Origin of the sequence: Stutzerimonas stutzeri RCH2 (assembly GCF_000327065.1) — a bacterium.
GTDB classification, from domain to species: Bacteria; Pseudomonadota; Gammaproteobacteria; order Pseudomonadales; family Pseudomonadaceae; genus Stutzerimonas; species Stutzerimonas stutzeri_AE.
The window spans coordinates 627,594-644,560 of sequence record NC_019936.1; the positions used below are offsets into that span (position 1 = coordinate 627,594).

At 55.2% G+C, this 16,967-nt stretch carries 20 protein-coding genes and 1 pseudogene; 10 read left to right on the forward strand and 11 right to left on the reverse strand.

Going from position 1 to position 16,967, the window contains the following annotated elements:
• Positions 1-37: 37 nt before the first annotated feature.
• Together PSEST_RS02810 and PSEST_RS02815 are read right to left on the reverse strand one after the other, a co-directional pair.
• Complete coding sequence (locus tag PSEST_RS02810) at positions 38-928, reverse strand: cation diffusion facilitator family transporter (RefSeq protein WP_015275561.1); 891 nt, start codon at positions 926-928, stop codon at positions 38-40.
• Between the two features lie 25 nt (positions 929-953).
• On the reverse strand, positions 954-1,370 hold the full coding sequence (locus tag PSEST_RS02815; protein WP_015275562.1) for a hypothetical protein: 417 nt from the start codon (positions 1,368-1,370) through the stop codon (positions 954-956).
• A 156-nt stretch (positions 1,371-1,526) separates the two neighbouring features.
• Between PSEST_RS02815 and PSEST_RS02820 the strand changes: the two genes are divergently transcribed.
• Positions 1,527-1,991, forward strand: a complete 465-nt coding sequence (locus tag PSEST_RS02820) for a DEAD/DEAH box helicase (RefSeq protein WP_015275563.1) — start codon at positions 1,527-1,529, stop codon at positions 1,989-1,991.
• Between the two features lie 27 nt (positions 1,992-2,018).
• On the opposite strand, the gene PSEST_RS02825 is transcribed toward PSEST_RS02820, so the two are convergent.
• On the reverse strand, positions 2,019-2,618 hold the full coding sequence (locus tag PSEST_RS02825) for a DUF6088 family protein (protein WP_015275564.1): 600 nt from the start codon (positions 2,616-2,618) through the stop codon (positions 2,019-2,021).
• A 166-nt stretch (positions 2,619-2,784) separates the two neighbouring features.
• The gene (locus PSEST_RS02830; RefSeq protein WP_003292631.1) at positions 2,785-3,075 is read right to left on the reverse strand and encodes a helix-turn-helix domain-containing protein; all 291 of its coding nucleotides are present in this window, start codon (positions 3,073-3,075) and stop codon (positions 2,785-2,787) included.
• A 104-nt stretch (positions 3,076-3,179) separates the two neighbouring features.
• Here PSEST_RS02830 and PSEST_RS02835 point away from each other — a divergent pair, with 104 nt between their 5' ends.
• Together PSEST_RS02835 and PSEST_RS02840 are read left to right on the forward strand one after the other, a co-directional pair.
• Positions 3,180-3,626, forward strand: a complete 447-nt coding sequence (locus PSEST_RS02835) for a hypothetical protein (RefSeq protein WP_015275565.1) — start codon at positions 3,180-3,182, stop codon at positions 3,624-3,626.
• 219 nt (positions 3,627-3,845) lie between these two features.
• Positions 3,846-4,184 (forward strand): annotated as a pseudogene (locus tag PSEST_RS02840) (hypothetical protein); the annotation flags it as partial.
• Positions 4,185-4,262: 78 nt separating this feature from the next.
• Here the strand turns inward: PSEST_RS02840 and PSEST_RS02845 are convergent.
• Entirely contained in the window at positions 4,263-4,943 is a 681-nt protein-coding gene (locus PSEST_RS02845; protein WP_003292635.1) for a heavy metal response regulator transcription factor, read from the reverse strand.
• Between the two features lie 424 nt (positions 4,944-5,367).
• Here PSEST_RS02845 and PSEST_RS02850 point away from each other — a divergent pair, with 424 nt between their 5' ends.
• The 7 genes from PSEST_RS02850 (at position 5,368) to PSEST_RS02880 (ending at position 11,770) form a co-directional block, all read left to right on the forward strand.
• Positions 5,368-5,577, forward strand: coding sequence for a co-regulatory protein PtrA N-terminal domain-containing protein (locus PSEST_RS02850; RefSeq protein ID WP_015275566.1), 210 nt, complete (start codon positions 5,368-5,370; stop codon positions 5,575-5,577).
• Positions 5,578-5,894: 317 nt separating this feature from the next.
• Entirely contained in the window at positions 5,895-7,736 is a 1,842-nt protein-coding gene (locus tag PSEST_RS02855; protein ID WP_003292636.1) for a copper resistance system multicopper oxidase, read from the forward strand.
• 12 nt (positions 7,737-7,748) lie between these two features.
• On the forward strand, positions 7,749-8,051 hold the full coding sequence (locus PSEST_RS02860; protein ID WP_003292637.1) for a hypothetical protein: 303 nt from the start codon (positions 7,749-7,751) through the stop codon (positions 8,049-8,051).
• Positions 8,041-9,039 carry a copper resistance protein B gene (locus tag PSEST_RS02865; protein ID WP_015275567.1) on the forward strand — a complete coding sequence of 333 codons (999 nt, stop codon included), beginning with the start codon at positions 8,041-8,043 and terminating at the stop codon, positions 9,037-9,039. The genes PSEST_RS02860 and PSEST_RS02865 overlap by 11 nt, the downstream gene beginning before the upstream one ends.
• A gap of 9 nt (positions 9,040-9,048) precedes the next feature.
• Positions 9,049-9,858: a c-type cytochrome gene (locus tag PSEST_RS21640; RefSeq protein ID WP_003292639.1), complete on the forward strand. Its 810-nt coding sequence runs from the start codon at positions 9,049-9,051 to the stop codon at positions 9,856-9,858.
• 478 nt (positions 9,859-10,336) lie between these two features.
• Entirely contained in the window at positions 10,337-10,666 is a 330-nt protein-coding gene (locus tag PSEST_RS02875; RefSeq protein WP_015275568.1) for a four-helix bundle copper-binding protein, read from the forward strand.
• 414 nt (positions 10,667-11,080) lie between these two features.
• A complete protein-coding gene (locus PSEST_RS02880; protein ID WP_231600321.1) occupies positions 11,081-11,770 on the forward strand; it encodes an SDR family NAD(P)-dependent oxidoreductase in 690 nt (229 codons plus the stop codon).
• Here PSEST_RS02880 and PSEST_RS02885 read toward each other — a convergent pair.
• From PSEST_RS02885 to PSEST_RS02910, 6 genes are all read right to left on the reverse strand, one after another.
• Complete coding sequence (locus PSEST_RS02885; RefSeq protein ID WP_003292642.1) at positions 11,745-12,200, reverse strand: DUF305 domain-containing protein; 456 nt, start codon at positions 12,198-12,200, stop codon at positions 11,745-11,747. The genes PSEST_RS02880 and PSEST_RS02885 overlap by 26 nt on opposite strands.
• Positions 12,201-12,744: 544 nt before the next feature.
• On the reverse strand, positions 12,745-14,313 hold the full coding sequence (locus PSEST_RS02890; RefSeq protein ID WP_226924959.1) for a hypothetical protein: 1,569 nt from the start codon (positions 14,311-14,313) through the stop codon (positions 12,745-12,747).
• 204 nt (positions 14,314-14,517) lie between these two features.
• The gene (locus PSEST_RS02895; protein ID WP_003292645.1) at positions 14,518-15,891 is read right to left on the reverse strand and encodes a heavy metal sensor histidine kinase; all 1,374 of its coding nucleotides are present in this window, start codon (positions 15,889-15,891) and stop codon (positions 14,518-14,520) included.
• Between the two features lie 90 nt (positions 15,892-15,981).
• A complete protein-coding gene (locus PSEST_RS02900; RefSeq protein ID WP_003292646.1) occupies positions 15,982-16,212 on the reverse strand; it encodes a hypothetical protein in 231 nt (76 codons plus the stop codon).
• Positions 16,213-16,235: 23 nt separating this feature from the next.
• A complete protein-coding gene (locus tag PSEST_RS02905) occupies positions 16,236-16,493 on the reverse strand; it encodes a DUF2933 domain-containing protein (protein ID WP_003292647.1) in 258 nt (85 codons plus the stop codon).
• Positions 16,494-16,525: 32 nt separating this feature from the next.
• Positions 16,526-16,843, reverse strand: coding sequence for a co-regulatory protein PtrA N-terminal domain-containing protein (locus PSEST_RS02910; RefSeq protein WP_003292648.1), 318 nt, complete (start codon positions 16,841-16,843; stop codon positions 16,526-16,528).
• Between the last annotated feature and the right edge of the window lie 124 nt (positions 16,844-16,967).

Below are 16,967 nucleotides of genomic sequence, written 5' to 3' on the forward strand. Positions count from 1 at the left end.
AAAAATCGGCCATTGGAATGGAATCCGAAAACGCCAATCACCGCTTCGGCGGCGCCACCTCAAGCGGATCGGCATGCACCAGCACCTCCGCATTCGGATAGCGATCGTGAATCGCGTTCTCCACTGCCACGCACAGATCATGCGCCTGCGAAAGCGGCAGCTCGCCCGGCAGCTCCAGGTGCAGCTGGACGAACCAGCGGGTGCCGGAAATACGGGTGCGGAAGTCGTGACAGCCATGCACACCCGGAACCTCGCAGACCAGTTGCTGCATCTGCTCGCTGATTTCCGGTGACAGTTCGGTATCCATCAGCACCGCACCGGCCTCGCGGACGATGGTGATGGCGCTCCAGAAGATGTACAGCGCGATACCGATGCCGAACAGCGCATCCAGTCGCTCCCAGCCGAAGCCGGCGAGGATCAGGGCAACCAGGATGCTGGTATTGAGCAGCAAGTCGGAGCGGTAGTGCAGCGAATCGGCGCGGATGGCGGTGGAGCCCGTCACCTTGACCACATGGTGCTGATAGCTCAGCAGCACGGCGGTCATCACCAGGGAAAAGAGCATCACCGCGATACCCACGCCCTGGGCGCCCAGTGGTTGCGGGTGCAGCAGGCGGTCGACGCCCTGCACGCCGACCAGAATCGCGCTGACGCAGATGAAGGCGGCCTGGCCGAGCCCTGCCAATGCTTCGGCCTTGCCGTGGCCGTAGCGATGGTCGTCGTCGGCCGGGCGCAACGAATAGTGCACCGCCAGCAGGTTGAGCAGCGATGCGGCGCCATCGAGCAGCGAGTCGGTCAGACCGGCGAGCAGACTCACCGAGCCGCTCAGCCACCAGGCCACCGCCTTGCTCAGCGCCAGGACGATTGCAGTCGCCAGCGCGGCGGCGGTGGCCCGGCGCATAAGCCGGGCGTGGTCGCGGTTGATGCTCATCGATGCCTGCTACTCGTTTTCGTCATCAGGCAGCGGGGCGCAGACCGAAGGCCGCGAGCTGCTCCATGCTGCCGTTGTGCTGGATCAGGCGCGGGTCGTCCAGCGGCAGGCTGCGGCCGATTTCCTTCTCGATGATGGCCTTCAGGCGCGCCTGATCGATCTGGCCGTCGGCACCAATGGCTTCCTGCAGCTTTTCCGGCGCCATGGAGTACTGATTGTCAGGCAGGTAGATCGCGCCGGTGGCGAAGTCGATGCCGAAGGCGATCAGGCCCGGAATGACATAGAACAGCAGGCCGACGGCGTTGAGCACGGCTACAGCTGGGTCGATGCGGCCTTCGATCTGCCCGCGGCGATCCGGGTAGAACAGCGTGCCGCACGCGGTCAGCTGGGTGAACAGGGAAACGGCCAACACGCCGCCGATAATTCGGTTACGAGTACGCATAAGGACCTCCTGGAAAAAGTGGCGCAACTATACAAGGGCTGGATGATGTTTTCTCGACATCAGACCGCCCGAGCCGCGCCACTGTTCGCAAAAACTCGCCGGTCCGCTTTCGAAGCGGTCGCCTCGATATAATCGGCGGCCGCAATCGGAGCCGACATGATCAGCCTACCTATCGACGAAGCCCTGCCGGCGTTGCGCCAGGCCCTGCAGCAGCGCGACGAAGCCGTGCTCGAAGCGCCGCCCGGCGCTGGCAAGACCACCCGCGTACCGCTGGCGCTGCTCGGCGAGGCCTGGCTGGGCGGGCAGACCATCATCATGCTGGAACCGCGCCGACTGGCGGCCCGGGCCGCGGCGGAGCGATTGGCCAGCGAGCTGGGTGAGCGCGTCGGCGAAACCGTCGGCTACCGCATCCGCCTGGACAGCAAGGTCGGGCCGAATACCCGCATCGAGGTGGTCACCGAAGGCATCCTCGCGCGTCGTCTGCAGGACGACCCGGCGCTGGAAGGCGTCGGCATGGTGATCTTCGACGAATTCCACGTTTTGCTAAATGCGCAGGAAGTCGCATTGTCTTGTCAGAAAAGCCAGCCACGTCTCGCCTCAGGCTTTGGTAGCTGCCAGTAGGTGGAGTCGGGTAGGTGCTATTGCGCACTACTCAATCTCCTTGGCAGCAAAGCGCAATGCCGACCGCATCCACTCCGGCATCTTGCAGGCCCGGAGCTTCATCAGCTCTTCGCCGCTCAGCGCACTAACAATCTTGGAAACCACATTAGCGGACAGCCCTTCTTTCCCGATGTAGTAGAGAGCAGTAAGCGCCACACCTACCGTCGTGCCGGCGTGCTGCAAGCGGTCCTTGGATACGTGGCGGAGGCGAACCACCGCATTGCCAACCTTGATCTCGCGAGTAGATCCGCTGGTGTAAAAGGTCGGCAACACCTGCATCTGTGTGCTGAGGCCCAACCTCCGAACAGCCTCCGCGCCGTGTATCTGGATCGTCTCGCCGTTCGCCTTCGTGATGACCTCCACGACAGCCAGCGGACTCGGGCGCACCACCCTGCCGGTGTACTTGCTCATTTTGGGGCGCATGTAGACACCGCGAGCGACTCGCTCCAGCGTGCCTGATTGCACCAGCCTAGAAAGCGCTTTATTAATCGACGCACGGGAACCGACCTGCGCGAACACCGCGCCGGCAAATGGCCTCCCCTTTGGCATGTGCTTGACTCGATTTAAAATAGCTTGCGCGACGGACATATGAGCCCCAAAAAGTCAGAATCCACATATTTTCTGACGCCCACAAAAACTATAAGCCCTGCCAAAAACAGGACCTCCAGGCCAGCCACTGGGGACAGAGGGACAGCAAGATCAACACTCACTGTGCGGCCACGGAACCGGCCCCTCACACAGCCTCGCTGAGTAATCAGTCAGGTTCGACTAGAGCTCTCAACTCCTCACCAACCTTCTCCAGGAGCTGCTCAAAACTTTCAGGAGCTTCGGATCCAAGCAAGTAGGTCAGGGCCAAGAGGGTGACAGGGTGAGTGTCGAGCACCGTGCAGAGGCTATCGAGCTTTTCGAGAGTCGGGCTCGTTGCCCCGCGCTCCAGCATGCTGACGAAGGTACGACTGCTAACGAGCGAGAAATCTTCCTGTGCCAGCCCCCTACGCTGCCGCACGAGCCTCAACGCTTTCCCGAACGAATCCCGGACTTCCATTTTGCTGCTCCGCAAAATGGAACGATGAAGCGCGATTGAACAATATATGACTACAAAATATATTGTTCATCAATCAAGTACAATTATCATTAGGAGATTGGCGCGTGTTCAAAACCAGTCGGAATGCGGAACTGCTTCCTGGGCTCTCAACAGCGCCAGATGGCGTGCAGTTCTGGTCATATGTCGAGCTAGAGATGACCTGGCCCTGGTTCTACCTGCAGATCGTTGAGGACGCTGGAAACGCGGCCTTTCGAAGCATGCTAATGGTTCCGTCGGTTCCATTGCTGGAACAGGTCATAGCTGCGCAGACCGAGCACGCCTGGCTGGAGCAGGCGTATCTTGTGAGTCCCGGGCATATGAACGAGGTGGGTCGCTGGTTGATGGAGCCGTTACTGGAGATCCTTTCAATTCGTGATGCACAAGGTAGCGAGCTTGGGCACCAGTACCGAGTGGAGGGAGATCGCACGTACTCAACCTCAGCGTGTCAGTCTCTCGGCAGTCGAATTAGTAAACACGTGATCTTCTCTGCTGCATTACATCTGCGAGGCTAACGCCCCACTTCCTACCCGTATCCATAGTCCCATCTGAACCGAGCTCAGTTGTCTTTCCAGAATTCGCTCCGCTGCACAAGGCCGAACTCATCGCCAGTCCTATCGGGATTCTCGTCGAACATGGTGTTGACCATACGCTCGCGGCGGAGACCACTCAGCGCTCGGAAAAAGCAGGCCTCACAGAGATGCACCTCATAACGCTCGCCATCATGCAAACACGATTTGCTGTTGGATGAGCATCACTTCGACGATGCCACCGATGACCGCGTCCGAGGAGAACTTTCAGAGCTCTTGCCCAACCAGGTCTACGAGGTAGAACGGCAACCTTTTTTGGGCCTGATGAGCGGATTGACCAACTACACCATGGCTGACGAGTTTCGCGTAAAGCAGGCGCTCGATATCGCTGTTGCGACCGGTGATTTGCTGGCGGTCGGTAAGGATGGCAAGACCAGGCGTCGCAAGGGCACTAGCATCAAATCCAGTGATATTCTGATAGCTCCCCCGCAGAGACCCATCTTCTTCGTGCCACAGCTGAAGAAATCCAGCTCGGAGAACTGAGGTTCGGCACCGCTGCTCGCCTTAACCGCATCGGTACCGGTAGCTTGGCCCATCGCGTGAAATGCCGAGCATTTCGCTCTAGGGGTCTGGCGCGTCGATCAAATAGCCCATCCCACGCGCGGTTTGTATGAGCTTAGGTTCGAACTCATCATCGATTTTTGCTCTCAGCCGTCGTACCGCCACCTCAATCACATTGGTATCGCTGTCGAAATTCATGTCCCATACTTGGGAGGCGATAAGGGACTTTGAGAGCACTTCCCCGCGACGCCGAAGTAATAGCTCAAGAAGTGCGAATTCCTTTGCAGTTAGGTCTATTCGTTTCCCCGATCGCGTAACTCGACGCCTGAGCAGATCGACCTCAAGGTCGAGGAGTTTGAGTATTGTTTGGTTGGGGACATTATTGCCGCGGCGAAGCAACGTACGGATCCTGGCTAGCAATTCGGAGAAGGCGAACGGCTTGATGAGATAATCATCAGCGCCCAACTCCAATCCCTTTACTCGATCCTGAACCCCGTCTCGGGCGGTGAGAAAGAGCACGGGAACCTCATTACCAGCAGCGCGGACTTTCTGTAAAACCTGCCACCCATCCAGGCCAGGCATCATCACGTCTAAGATGAGCAAGTCGTATGTGGTATGAAGCGCGTGCTGAGCAGCATCGGTCCCGTTTTCAACTCTATCGACTGTGAAGCCTGCCTCTGAAAGCCCCTGCTGTAGGTAGGTGCCTGTTTTCGGCTCGTCTTCAGCAACAAGAAGCTTCATGAAAGTATTCCCTCCGGCATTTGGAGCAGTGTGCCGATTGTCAGGGCGTGCAGCCAGTACCTTACAGAAACGTAATGCTCGCATCATCTGTCTGACAGCTTGTAGCGTTAACGTCTACATCAGCAGTTGCTCCCACACTCTGCTTTTTGGCCTTTTCCATGCTCCTTTGGCCTATCGGCGCCTAGATGGCGCCCTTTTTTTGCCCGCTGGAAACAAGACCTATTTGCCTGAACGAAAAGGCACCATGCACGCTACCTGCGCTTTCGCTTGGGCTCACTGCTTTTATGCATTACTGACGAAACCGTAATGTCTAAATCAGGCTTCTGACAGGAACGCTCGGTTAGCTTAGACACAGGACCAAGCCAAAGCCCCTATTTATGGAGCTGCGCTGGGTCTCCCATGTCTTCGAACGAGGTAACAAGTAATGAAATTCTTCAGATCCGTTTCTGTACTGCTCGCCATCGCAGCAAGCTCTTCCTATGCAATGGCAGAAGGTGGTGGTGATCGTACCTTTGCTCGTATGGAGCAGGCTCGCCAAATAGCGATCGCTAGTTATCAGGCTGACCAGAAGGACCAAGCCCAGGAGGTAGCCTCAAAAGCAACTTCAGCGAAGCACGCCCACGCTAATTGCTGAAGCGAAACCTTACGCAACTGTGACCATGCACCTTGAGTATCGTTGCAACCGGATCCTTGCACGGAAATCAAAAGCCATTGCGCAGCTTCCACCTGGAGATTGACATGCTCACAGGCGATTTTTTGGGCGATTTCTGAAGCGCTTTAAGCTTACAAAAATGTAATCCCGCGTCTTTCTTAGGCATGCCATATTTACGATTAAAGGCGAGTCGCTTGATAAGACAGACCGTGCGCGAGTTTCTAAGATCAATTAACGCTGGCAACACCAACCTTACGGCTGGTTTCGGCTTGGCTCCTTAGTTTGATTGGAACCTACACATGCAACGTAAAACCTCTAGGCGAACCTTTGTTAAAGGCTTGACTGCCGCAGGCATCCTTGGCGGTCTTGGCTTGTGGCGAGCTCCGGTCTGGGCAGTGACTAGCCCAGGCCAGCCCAGCGTACTAAGTGGCACGGAGTTCGATCTGCTGATTGGGGAGACGCCGGTCAATATCACCGGCGCGGCCCGGACAGCGATGACTATCAATGGGACCATCCCAGGGCCGCTTCTACGTTGGCGTGAAGGGGATACCGTCACGCTGCGAGTCAGAAATAAGTTGAGCGAAGATACATCGATTCACTGGCACGGCATGATCCTGCCGGCCAACATGGATGGCGTGCCTGGATTGAGCTTCCACGGCATCGCTCCCGATGGCATGTATGTCTACAAGTTTCAGGTTAAACAGAACGGTACCTATTGGTACCACAGTCATTCAGGCCTACAAGAGCAGCTTGGTGTCTATGGTCCCTTGGTCATCGATGCGAAGGATCCCGAACCGTTCAGCTATGACCGCGACTATGTGGTGATGTTGACTGATTGGTCCGATGAGGATCCCGCTCGAATCCTTTCTAAGCTCAAGAAGCAGTCCGATTATTACAACTTCCACAAGCGCACTGTCGGAGACTTCATTAACGATGTGAGCGAAGACGGCTGGGCCGCTACGATTGCGAATCGGAAAATGTGGGCTCAGATGAAAATGAGTCCCACCGACCTCGCCGACGTAAGCGGCTACACCTATACCTATCTAATGAACGGCCAAGCACCCGACGGGAACTGGACCGGCATCTTTAAGCCCGGCGAGAAGCTTCGTCTGCGGTTCATCAACGGCTCGGCCATGAGCTATTTCGATGTCCGCATTCCAGGGCTGAAGATGACTGTAGTCGCAGCCGATGGCCAATACGTCAACCCAGTTAGCGTCGACGAATTCCGCATTGCCGTGGCAGAAACCTACGATGTGATTGTCGAGCCTGCGACCGAGGAGGCTTACACGATCTTCGCCCAATCGATGGATCGCACAGGATACGCCCGTGGCACGCTAGCGGTTGCCGAAGGGCTGAGCGCTCCTGTTCCAGAAACCGATCCTCGACCACTAATCACCATGGACGACATGGGGATGGATCACGGCAGCATGGGCGGTATGGCGGGCATGGACCATGGCGGCGACATGGGCGCGATGGACCATAGCAACATGTCCGGCATGAACCACGGTGACATGCAAGGGATGGGCGACATGGGCGCAATGGCCGGCATGGATCACAGCAAAATGGGTGGGATGTCCGGGATGGACCACTCTGGAATGGCTGGGATGAGCGCAGGTATGCAATCGCACCCGCCCTCAGAGTCCAATAACCCACTGGTGGACATGCAGACCATGAGCCCAACTCATAGGCTGAACGATCCCGGTATTGGCTTACGAGACAACGGCCGCCGAGTCCTGACCTATAGCGACTTGAGAAGCACTTTCCCCGATCCGGACGGCCGTGAGCCCAGTCGGACGATCGAACTCCATCTCACCGGCCACATGGAGAAGTTCTCCTGGTCATTTGACGGTATAGAGTTCTCTGATTCGGAGCCCCTGCGGCTCAAATATGGCGAGCGGGTACGCATCACTTTGGTCAACGACACCATGATGACCCATCCGATTCATCTGCATGGTATGTGGAGCGATCTTGAAGATGAGAATGGAAAGTTCATGGTTCGCAAGCACACGATCGACATGCCTCCAGGTTCGAAGCGCAGCTACCGCGTGACAGCCGATGCGCTCGGGCGTTGGGCTTATCACTGTCACCTACTGCTTCACATGGAAATGGGCATGTTTCGTGAAGTCCGAGTGGACGAGTAAGAGGAACTTTATATGGGAAATTTTACGAAGCGTAAAACTCTTATCGGCAGCGCGTTAATGTTCAGTCTGCTGGGCGTAATGAATATGTCAGCTGCGTTTGCAGAGCAAAAGCATGATCAGCACAAGCAATCATCGGCTTCATCGCAGAATCCAGGCAACAAGCCGGCATCTCAGACACAAGGCACCTCTAACTCAAAAATGAACCACGACGACATGGATCATGGCTCGATGGACCATGGAGAAATGGAGCACGGCAAGATGGATCATGACCCCAAGGCCACTGATACTGAGGTGGATTCGCACCATGACCACTAGACCTTCTCGCTTTGCTCTGATTGCGCTCGGAGTTTCGTTGAGCGCAGCGGCTGGAGGGACAGCCAACGCTGCCGAGATGATGGATCATTCGATGCATCAAACCCCTCCTGCTGAGGCAGCTCAAGCCCCTGCATCTTCAGCGAAGCCCGCAGCTAAGAATCATGGCTCCGGTGGGCAAACGGACCATTCTGCGATGGGTCATGGTGCGATGGACCATAGCACGATGAACCATGGCCAAATGAAGCATGACGATACGCTCGAAATGCCCGGCATGGTTCATCCCTCGTTCATTCCAGTATTGACCGATGCGGATAGAGAAGCGGCTTTCCCTGGTCTTCAAGGTCATACAGTCCATGACAAGTATCTGGCCTGGTTCCTTCTGCTAGATCAACTTGAGTACCAGAACGCAAATGAAGGTAGCACCCTCAGTTGGGAAGCTACTGCCTGGGTTGGTGGCGATATCAATCGGTTCTGGTTTCGCTCGGAAGGTGAGCGAACGAATGGCGTTACTGAAGATGCGGAAATTCAGGCGCTCTACGGGCGTGCCATCAGCCCCTGGTGGGATGTGGTAGCAGGTGTTCGCCAGGACTTTAAGCCCGAGTCGCCGCAGACGTGGGCGGCTTTAGGCGTCCAGGGGATGGCTCTGTATAACTTTGAGGCGGAAGCCACCGCCTTCGTCGGTGAAGGTGGGCAGACAGCAGCACGTTTTGAAGGCGAGTACGACATTCTCCTCACTAACCGGCTGATCCTCCAACCGACTGCCGAGCTCAATTTCTATGGCAAGGACGATCCTGCGCGCGGAGTAGGCGCTGGTCTCGCAAACACAGAGGTGGGGCTCCGCCTCCGATACGAAATCGTTCGTGAGTTCGCACCGTACATCGGCGTCACGTGGAGCCGGGCATACGGTAATACCGCCGATATGGCGAGAGATGAAGGCGAAGACGTAGATGAGGCGCGGTTCGTTGCTGGCATCAGGCTTTGGTTTTAAGGACCCTAGATGAAAAGAATAATTATTAGCTTCGCTGCCTTCTGCGCACTAGGCCTGTTGGTGGTGGCCGGTGTTGTTTTCTCGGGACTAATAAACGTTGCCGCGGATGATCCTCATACGGGAGTCGTGCACGCATTCCTGGAAACTGCTCGCAATCGCTCGATTGAGGTTCGCTCCGAAGACATAGTCGTGCCATCTCTCGACGATGAAGACCAAATCCGCGCCGGGGCGGGGAACTACGACTCGATGTGTGTGGGTTGTCATTTGGCGCCAGGCATGGCTGAGACCGAGCTAAGCAATGGCCTTTATCCCGCTCCACCCAGCCTGGCTGAAGCGGGGCCATACGATGACCCAGCAAAAACATTTTGGGTCATCAAGCATGGCATTAAGGCCACTGGGATGCCCGCGTGGGGTAAAAGCATGGCTGACCCGTACATCTGGGGAATGGTGGCTTTTCTGCAGAAGCTTCCTGAGTTAGATGAAGGAGCGTATCGAGCACTCGTTGCGTCTAGCGGTGGTCACCAGCATGGTGGTGGGGAGACCCCAGCTGGGCATAGTGAGCAACACGGCGAGATGGCCTCGGGCGACCACCATCAGGGCGACAGTGGCGGCTCGGATCACCATGGCTCCAGCAGCACAGGTGGAGCATCCGGCCAATCAGGCTCCGGTCATCATGGTAATAACGAAAGCGATGACCATCATGCGTCCGAGGAGCCCCAGGCGGTTGAGCACAGCAATGGCAGTGACAGTGCCGATGCGGAAGGCAAATCCCCTTCAAAAAACCATGTGCACGCAGACGGGAAGCAACACGAGCACTAACATCCGGTATATGTGTGCCTATGCGGTTCTGATCGAGGCTCTAAGAAAGGCGGTTCAGCAAGCAGAGGATCGGCCCTAGGCCATCCTAGTCGACGCAACGGTACCGGAGGGCTTTGCAATTGCTTCCTTCCTAAAAGTTAGGCCGCAAGGCCAGTAACTTACCTAGTTAAGCGGCTTGCGCTCCGGCCGTTCCCCAACGAATGCTCCCAGTCGTGGCGACAGGGAGCTCCCTCATTTTCAACTCAATCATCTCGAACAGACTAGCGAAGCCGTACAGGCAATCTGACGGCCACATCGCCACCAACTGCGCCCGCAGATCCCCGGTGCGGTTGGACTTACCTTACAACATTGTAATGAGGTTTTTCGAAACGGGCTCGGTAGGAGCGTGTCGTAATTCAGTGTCTGCTAACAGGCTGATGAGCCATATCGGCCAGTAACCAAACGACGAAATACAACTATCGAACCCTGGAGAACGTAAATGACAAACTCAATGTTCGCATCCTGTATCCAAGCTTGTTCGAACTGTGCCCTAGTGTGCGAAATGTGCGCCTCTGCTTGCCTACGCGAGGATGATGTAAAAATGATGGCTCGCTGCATCGAGCTTGACCGCGACTGCGCGGACATTTGCAGGTTGGCTGCCACACTGATGAGCCGCGAAAGTGAATATGCTAAGAAGTTCTGCGCCCTTTGCGCCAAGATCTGCCGTGCATGCGGAGAGGAATGCGCGAAGCATGAAATGGATCATTGCCAAGAGTGTGCGAAGGCGTGCATGAACTGCGCTGAGGAATGTGAGCGTATGGCAGGATAACATCCGTAACTCACTGCTCTGGCACTACTAAATTGGGAGTGTCAGAGCCCCTCGAAGAATAAGAAAAGCCATGGTGCGCTTAATGTTCGCGCCTCCATGACATATCGAAAAAGTGCGTACGATACCCGCAACTGCCAAGAGCGAATCAATCCCTGTCCAGCAGCATTTCATTCCAAAGCGAAATACGATAGTTACGCGCTAGCAACTCTTACTTAGCCACCGATGATCGCCACCGTAACGGTCTATTCTCTTGCCACTGTCTCCCGATTGAGCGCTGAAAACTAATTGAGTGAATTAGCATGAAAGCTCCTGGCAAAAAGGCGGTCCAACAACAACCAAGCGGGCCATGCGACCTTATTTTGCTGGGAGAAAACGAAAATGGTTTTGCGAATATTCCCATCGCAGCGATTGGCTTTGCTGCTAGTACTGCTCGCCGTTCTGCAACTCAGTGGCTGCGCCGTTTCCCCGCGCCTGAAACCAAGCGACCAGCCAAGCGTTGCTCGCAAAACCTTTGTCATCACTGGTGCCTCCAGTGGCTTCGGCCGCGGCGTGGCGCTCAAGCTTGCCGCTCTGCAAGGCGACGTGGTGCTAGCGGCCCGCCGGACCGACGTGCTCGAAGAACTGGCCGCGCAGATACGCATGGCTGGAGGATCGGCACTGGTGGTGACCACCGACGTGAGCAACCCGAACGAGATGCAGGACTTGGCACGAGCCGCCATCGAGCGTTTCGGCAGGATCGACGTTTGGATTAACAACGCTGCGGTCGGAGCGCTGGGTCGTTTCGAGGACGTTCCCGTCGAGGACCATGCGCGGATCGTGGATGTCAATCTTAAGGGCATGATCTATGGCAGCCACGCAGCCATGCGCCAGTTCAGAGCTCAAGGCTTCGGCACGCTTGTCAACGTGGGCTCAGTCGAGAGCGAGATACCGCTGGCTTATCATGCCTCCTCCGCAGCGACCAAAGGTGGCGTCATAAATCTCGGCGCGGCAATCGCTGAGGAGATTCGCCTGAGCGGTAGCGAGACCATCAATGTCGCCACCGTCATGCCCTGGGCTGTGGACACACCGTTTCTGGGAATCAATTTGCCCTTTCTAGTTCATTGATCAGGGACTTCATTTCTGCGATTTCTCGGCGCTGAGCGTCGATGATTTCGTCAGCTAACTTGCGGACGCGAGGATCTGAAATCTGAGCTCGTTCACTTGTTAGGATTGCTATGGAATGGTGGGGGATCATGGCCTTCATGTAGTCCGTGTCGTCTACCGTCGCTTGCCCACGTACAAGCCATAGTGCAATGGTAAAAGCTACTGCACTTCCTGCCAATATCGCTAGGTTTACTGACTTACGCTTATACATGTTGAGCATGAATGCGAGCATGACTACTGCCATTACCGCGCCCATCACTAATGCCATCCAAGCGCGAGTCTCGCTCCAAAAAACATGCTCGAACGAGTAAGTATTTAAGTACATCACGCCATACATAATGATCGTAGACGTGGCTACCATCGCTGCAAAGCGCCAGTAAGACATTTGCATAGTTAGACCTCTTTAATGATTGCTGCTGGATCGGCGACTCAACGTGTTCGCGCAGCCCTGCTTAGAAGTGGCTTTCGAATGCTCTCCTAAAAACGGACAAGCCGAAGATGATGAGGTTTCGATTTTTTGAGAAGCTTACAAAAATGTAATCATCGACCGCTTTAAGACCGGCTTAAAGCGCTGCCAGCGCTGTACTACGCGTAATGTTCCCCTGAACTAATCAATCGCTAATAGCTTATAAGCAGACAATACCAACGTCGCGCTATGGACCACTGCGCGAAAGAGCGGGCCCACTAAGATGGCCTTCAAGCCTTGAGACCCGACTACTCGGCTTAGCAAGCCCAAAGAGTTATCGTGAGCAATAGAACACTCGGAGAGAACAATTCAGCACCCAGCATATGCCACGTTCTTGTCGAGTGTGACCGCAGGGTTAGTATTCGCACATTAGATGTGTGGCGGCTAAGACGGCTGGGTGTAGCTGGCTCCAAAACTGAGCGGCGAGGTTATTCTGTCCCAAGCCGCGCCTTTCGTGGCGCGCGGGACCTCACTCACTTTGAAACAACAGACCTTCGATTCGATCATGTTCTTCCGGTGTTGGCAGGGCAGATGAGTCAACATTGCCAATACTATTTGGCTGACCATTTTCTGGTGGGCCAACTTCAGGGTGGTAGGCGCCATCTGCGTCGAAAGCAACCCAGCCGTACAATTCTCGGATGACTTCGGAAGGATGGCCATCTTCCATTGCCACATACCAGTCCGCCAATCGGAAACGCTTACCGGCAAGCTTAGAAGTAGCCATTTCGGCTCGAACCAGCGCCAGATATAGCGGGTGCGGCAGTTCCTCTACGGCGCCGGTTTCGTCGAGCAAGAACATGAACGAGGCGTGCGACCGTTGCTCTGTAGAACCGGCTCGCTCCTCTTCCTCGCCTAAGGTAAAAACGGGAGCAAAACCGCCCCCCTCTGTTCTGAAGTTGGTCGTCTGGCCTTGGTAGACCCTGGCAGCGTTCCACTGCACCTCGCCAGCATAAGCGTAAGCGCGCAGATCAAACTTCATCGATCGTACCTGAGGGTCGGCGACGATTCTACGCTCGCCAGGAGCTACAAGGGACTGGGCCACGTAGTTTCCGCCAACGATTTCTTCCCAAACGCGCTTGGTGAGCTTGTCTCCTCGGTATGCACCGCGACTACCATACCCGCTGACAGGCTTGAAAAAGAGGCTACGGCGGTTTTGCCACAGGTGCTCTGCATTACCATGCCCGACAGGAACGGTAAGCGGGACGTATTGGGCCAATACGGTTCGGATTTGCTGATCAACGCCAATCTCTTCCAAAAAACGTGCGTTGGTTAGGTCAACCAACCTGCGTTTGTCGGCGTAAAGGGCATAGGCCTGAGGGTGTGGCGTTACCGTCACGACATCAGCCAAATAAGCGCTGCGCAGCGCGCTGCAATTGTCGCCTTCCAGATAGAAATCGGTGAGTCGGTTGTAGACGAGATCCACAGGCTTTCCGTCGACCAAGAGGGACTCGTTGTGAAAGGCCAGATCGGCTGGGTCTGCGATTAGGCAGTCGATTCCTGCTGACTCGAATAACCGCTGAAAAAGAAGGAACTCCGGATACAGGTATTGGGCTTGTGGGCTTTCATCCAAGATCACCACGCGCGTGAGCGGACGTGGCTCGCCGCTCGTAGACCATTCCTGGGCGAACATATCCAGAATCGAACGCTCGAAGCCGCCGGGTCCTTCCTGACCTGGCGAAAGCCCGACTACGCCGCTGCAACAACTACGCTGCGCGCGGGCGAGCAATACGTTTAGCATCGCTCCGCCCGCATTTGTGTTTATTTCGATGAGCCCAAGCTTGTCATCATCCAGATGGAAGTCGTAGCCAAAGAAGACGCCGCGCGCGCCCCGAGGATCGTGTCGGGCAATAGGAGGTGCAGAATCCAGAGCATGCTCACGCCAACCGGGCGAGCTCACGGTCTGCTCGATGGCCTGAATAACCTCATTAACCTGGCGCAGCCGCAAGGATGAAACAAAGACCGGTCGTGCTGCAAACACATGAGGGCAACGTGACTTCAATAGCTCCGACAGCTCTGAATTCCCAAGCTGTTCGGTCAATGAGTTTACGAGCGCAGCTTGATCTAGGCTTACGCAGAAGCACGCTTCGTTGAGCGCTGCGGCTGTCGTACCGCATTTTCTCGATGAGGACGCTTGCACGGGAACCTCCAGAACCAAACATACAGCTTCGAAAGTCTCGGCCTCTTTCGGTTCAGCCTGGCGTTTCTATGAGCGTAGGTCAGGGTCGTTGCTGGCACTCTGCCATTAACTAGACATAAGCTTTGGAAGCGTCATTGTGAAAGTCGTATGCCCCTCAGCTGATTCGCAAGCGATGCGCCCTTTGTGCGCTTCGACTATCGAACGAGTGATAGCCATGCCGAGGCCCGCATTCATGGTGGTTCCTTCGCGCCTTGCGGTGTCGACCCTATAGAATCGATCAAACACTCGGGCCTGAAGCTCGGCTGGAATCGTTGTGCCTCGGTTGGATATGGCTGTGCAAACCGAGCCACCGCTCTCGCTTATTTCAACGCTGATGGTGCTGCCTTCCTCTGCATATCGAACTGCGTTAGAGACTATGTTTGAGACGGCCCGTCTCAGCATCGATTTATCGCCATGTACCGATCCATCGCCTGAAAGCGCGATTTCTACCTTTTTGTCCTCGGCTGCAAGCTCGTAATATTCGATAACGCTCGCGGTAATCTCAGCCATGCTGGCATCTTCGGCATTGGGCGTAATCTTCCCGTTGTCCGCCTTGGCGAGGAATAGCATGTCATCGACCATCTTTGACATGCGCCTAAGTTCTTCGAGGGCGGAATACAAAATGTCTTTGTAGTCGGTATTCTCGCGGTCGCGCAAGAGCGCGACCTCCATTTGGGTAAGCATGCTGTTCAGCGGCGTTCTTAGCTCATGCGCGATATCCGCTGAGAAACCTGACAATCTGAGAAAAGAGTCGTCCAAGCGCGAAAGCATTTCGTTGAAGTTGTCTACGAGTTCATGCAGCTCGCCTGGCACCGACTCGGTTGGAATTCTGGTATCTAAGCAGTGGGCGGTTACTGTAGAAGAAGTCTTGGACAGTTCGTCTATTGGTTTTAAGCCTTTCCTGATCAGAACAACACCTAACGCGCCACTCAGAAGTGCACTAACGACAAGCGTATAAGCAAACCACTGCTGAATCATATCGAAGAAGTGGATTCGGTGCGTTACATCCAAAGCCAAATAGATAACAGTGTCCTGCCCTTCTACCCACCGATTTACTTTTCTGGTAATTCCGCTGTACTGGTGGCCACCGAAACTTACCGTCCAGCGTTCCTCTTGGATGTCTGTGACAAGAGGTAGCAAGCTCTCAGACAGATTGTGATGGGAGTAAACCGTCTTACCGTCTACTACAACCGCAGTCGCGAAGCCAAAGGAGTGCTCAATAACGGCATCGATCCTTGAAGCGGTCTCAGGCCCGAATGCTGAGCTGTTGAGTAGCGTACGCTCTACTGCAGCGGCCTTTTCATTAAGCACTTGTGCATCTTTGCGTTCGAAATGGAGCTGACAAAAATAATTAAAGCTGATTGCGGCCGCCAGCAGCACAACCGTAACCACGAGCATGAAAGCTATCGCCATTCTGCTCGTCAGTGACACTTTTCCCATCAGTACGGTCCTGGTTAGGCCATCAAGCACAAAAAAGCAGGTGGGGCACCCCCCACCTGCTTCGATCATTGTTACTCACACCCTCATATCCTATGCTGCGTCTGGATTTTCGCCATTTTGCGAGTGGTCGGCTTTGGCGGCCCCCATCATCTCACGACACTCTTTCATCATTCCACGCATGTCACCCATCATTTCCATATGCTTGTCGCCGCTCATCATGCCGGTTTCTGAATGGCTTTGGTCCGCTTTATCTGCCGCTGCGAAACTCAGTCCGCTCGCCAAGGTGATTGCGATTGCTGTAACGGTGATGGCCTTTCGCATGTTAAATCTCTAAGTTCAGTGGGTTATTCGCTTTTGCTTAACAAGGTGTTTTCGCCAACGTTGGGCTCCTTGGGCTTGTCGCACTTACCGCTAGACATATGCTTCATGCATACGACCATCATCAACAAGCAGGGCAAGAGAAAGAGCAGGCTTGGCAGCGTTGTTGCCAACGCCGCAGTGCTTTGGTTCAGTAGCATGTAGCCAACCACAGCTGCGGTTAACCCCGTTACGACCGGATTGCGCTGCAGTACGCTTTTAATCTTGGATATTATGCTGCTCATCTAACTATCCCTCGGATATTAAGCTTGGCAGATTAGCCATTGTTCACGCCAACTGGGGTGCTCAGGAACTCTACCGTATGGATCTTCCCGTCGGGGGTCTTGACCTTCATCTCATACGTCTGGACTTGGGCACTAGTTCTATAGTTTTGAATCATTCGAGTCGTGCCGGTCGCCCCTGCAGGTGCGATGCTCAGCACTTGACCCTCTTTGACAAGCTCCTTAAGGGTGGGCTTTGCTCCTGCCGAGTCATTTAAGCGATTCAGCGTACGTTCGCTTCCGCCTTCGGCCATTGCAAGCGAGGAAGCAACGGTCAGAATAAAAGGAACGATTACTTTGGTTATGCGGTTCATGGTTTGCACCTCTTGGTTAGTTGATGCCTGTAGATTAAAGGCTTGCTACTTACAAGAAGCTGTTGCCAAGGTTACAAAGCGGTAATCGCTTCATTCTCGTGTTGGTACGACCGCCGCGCCTGCG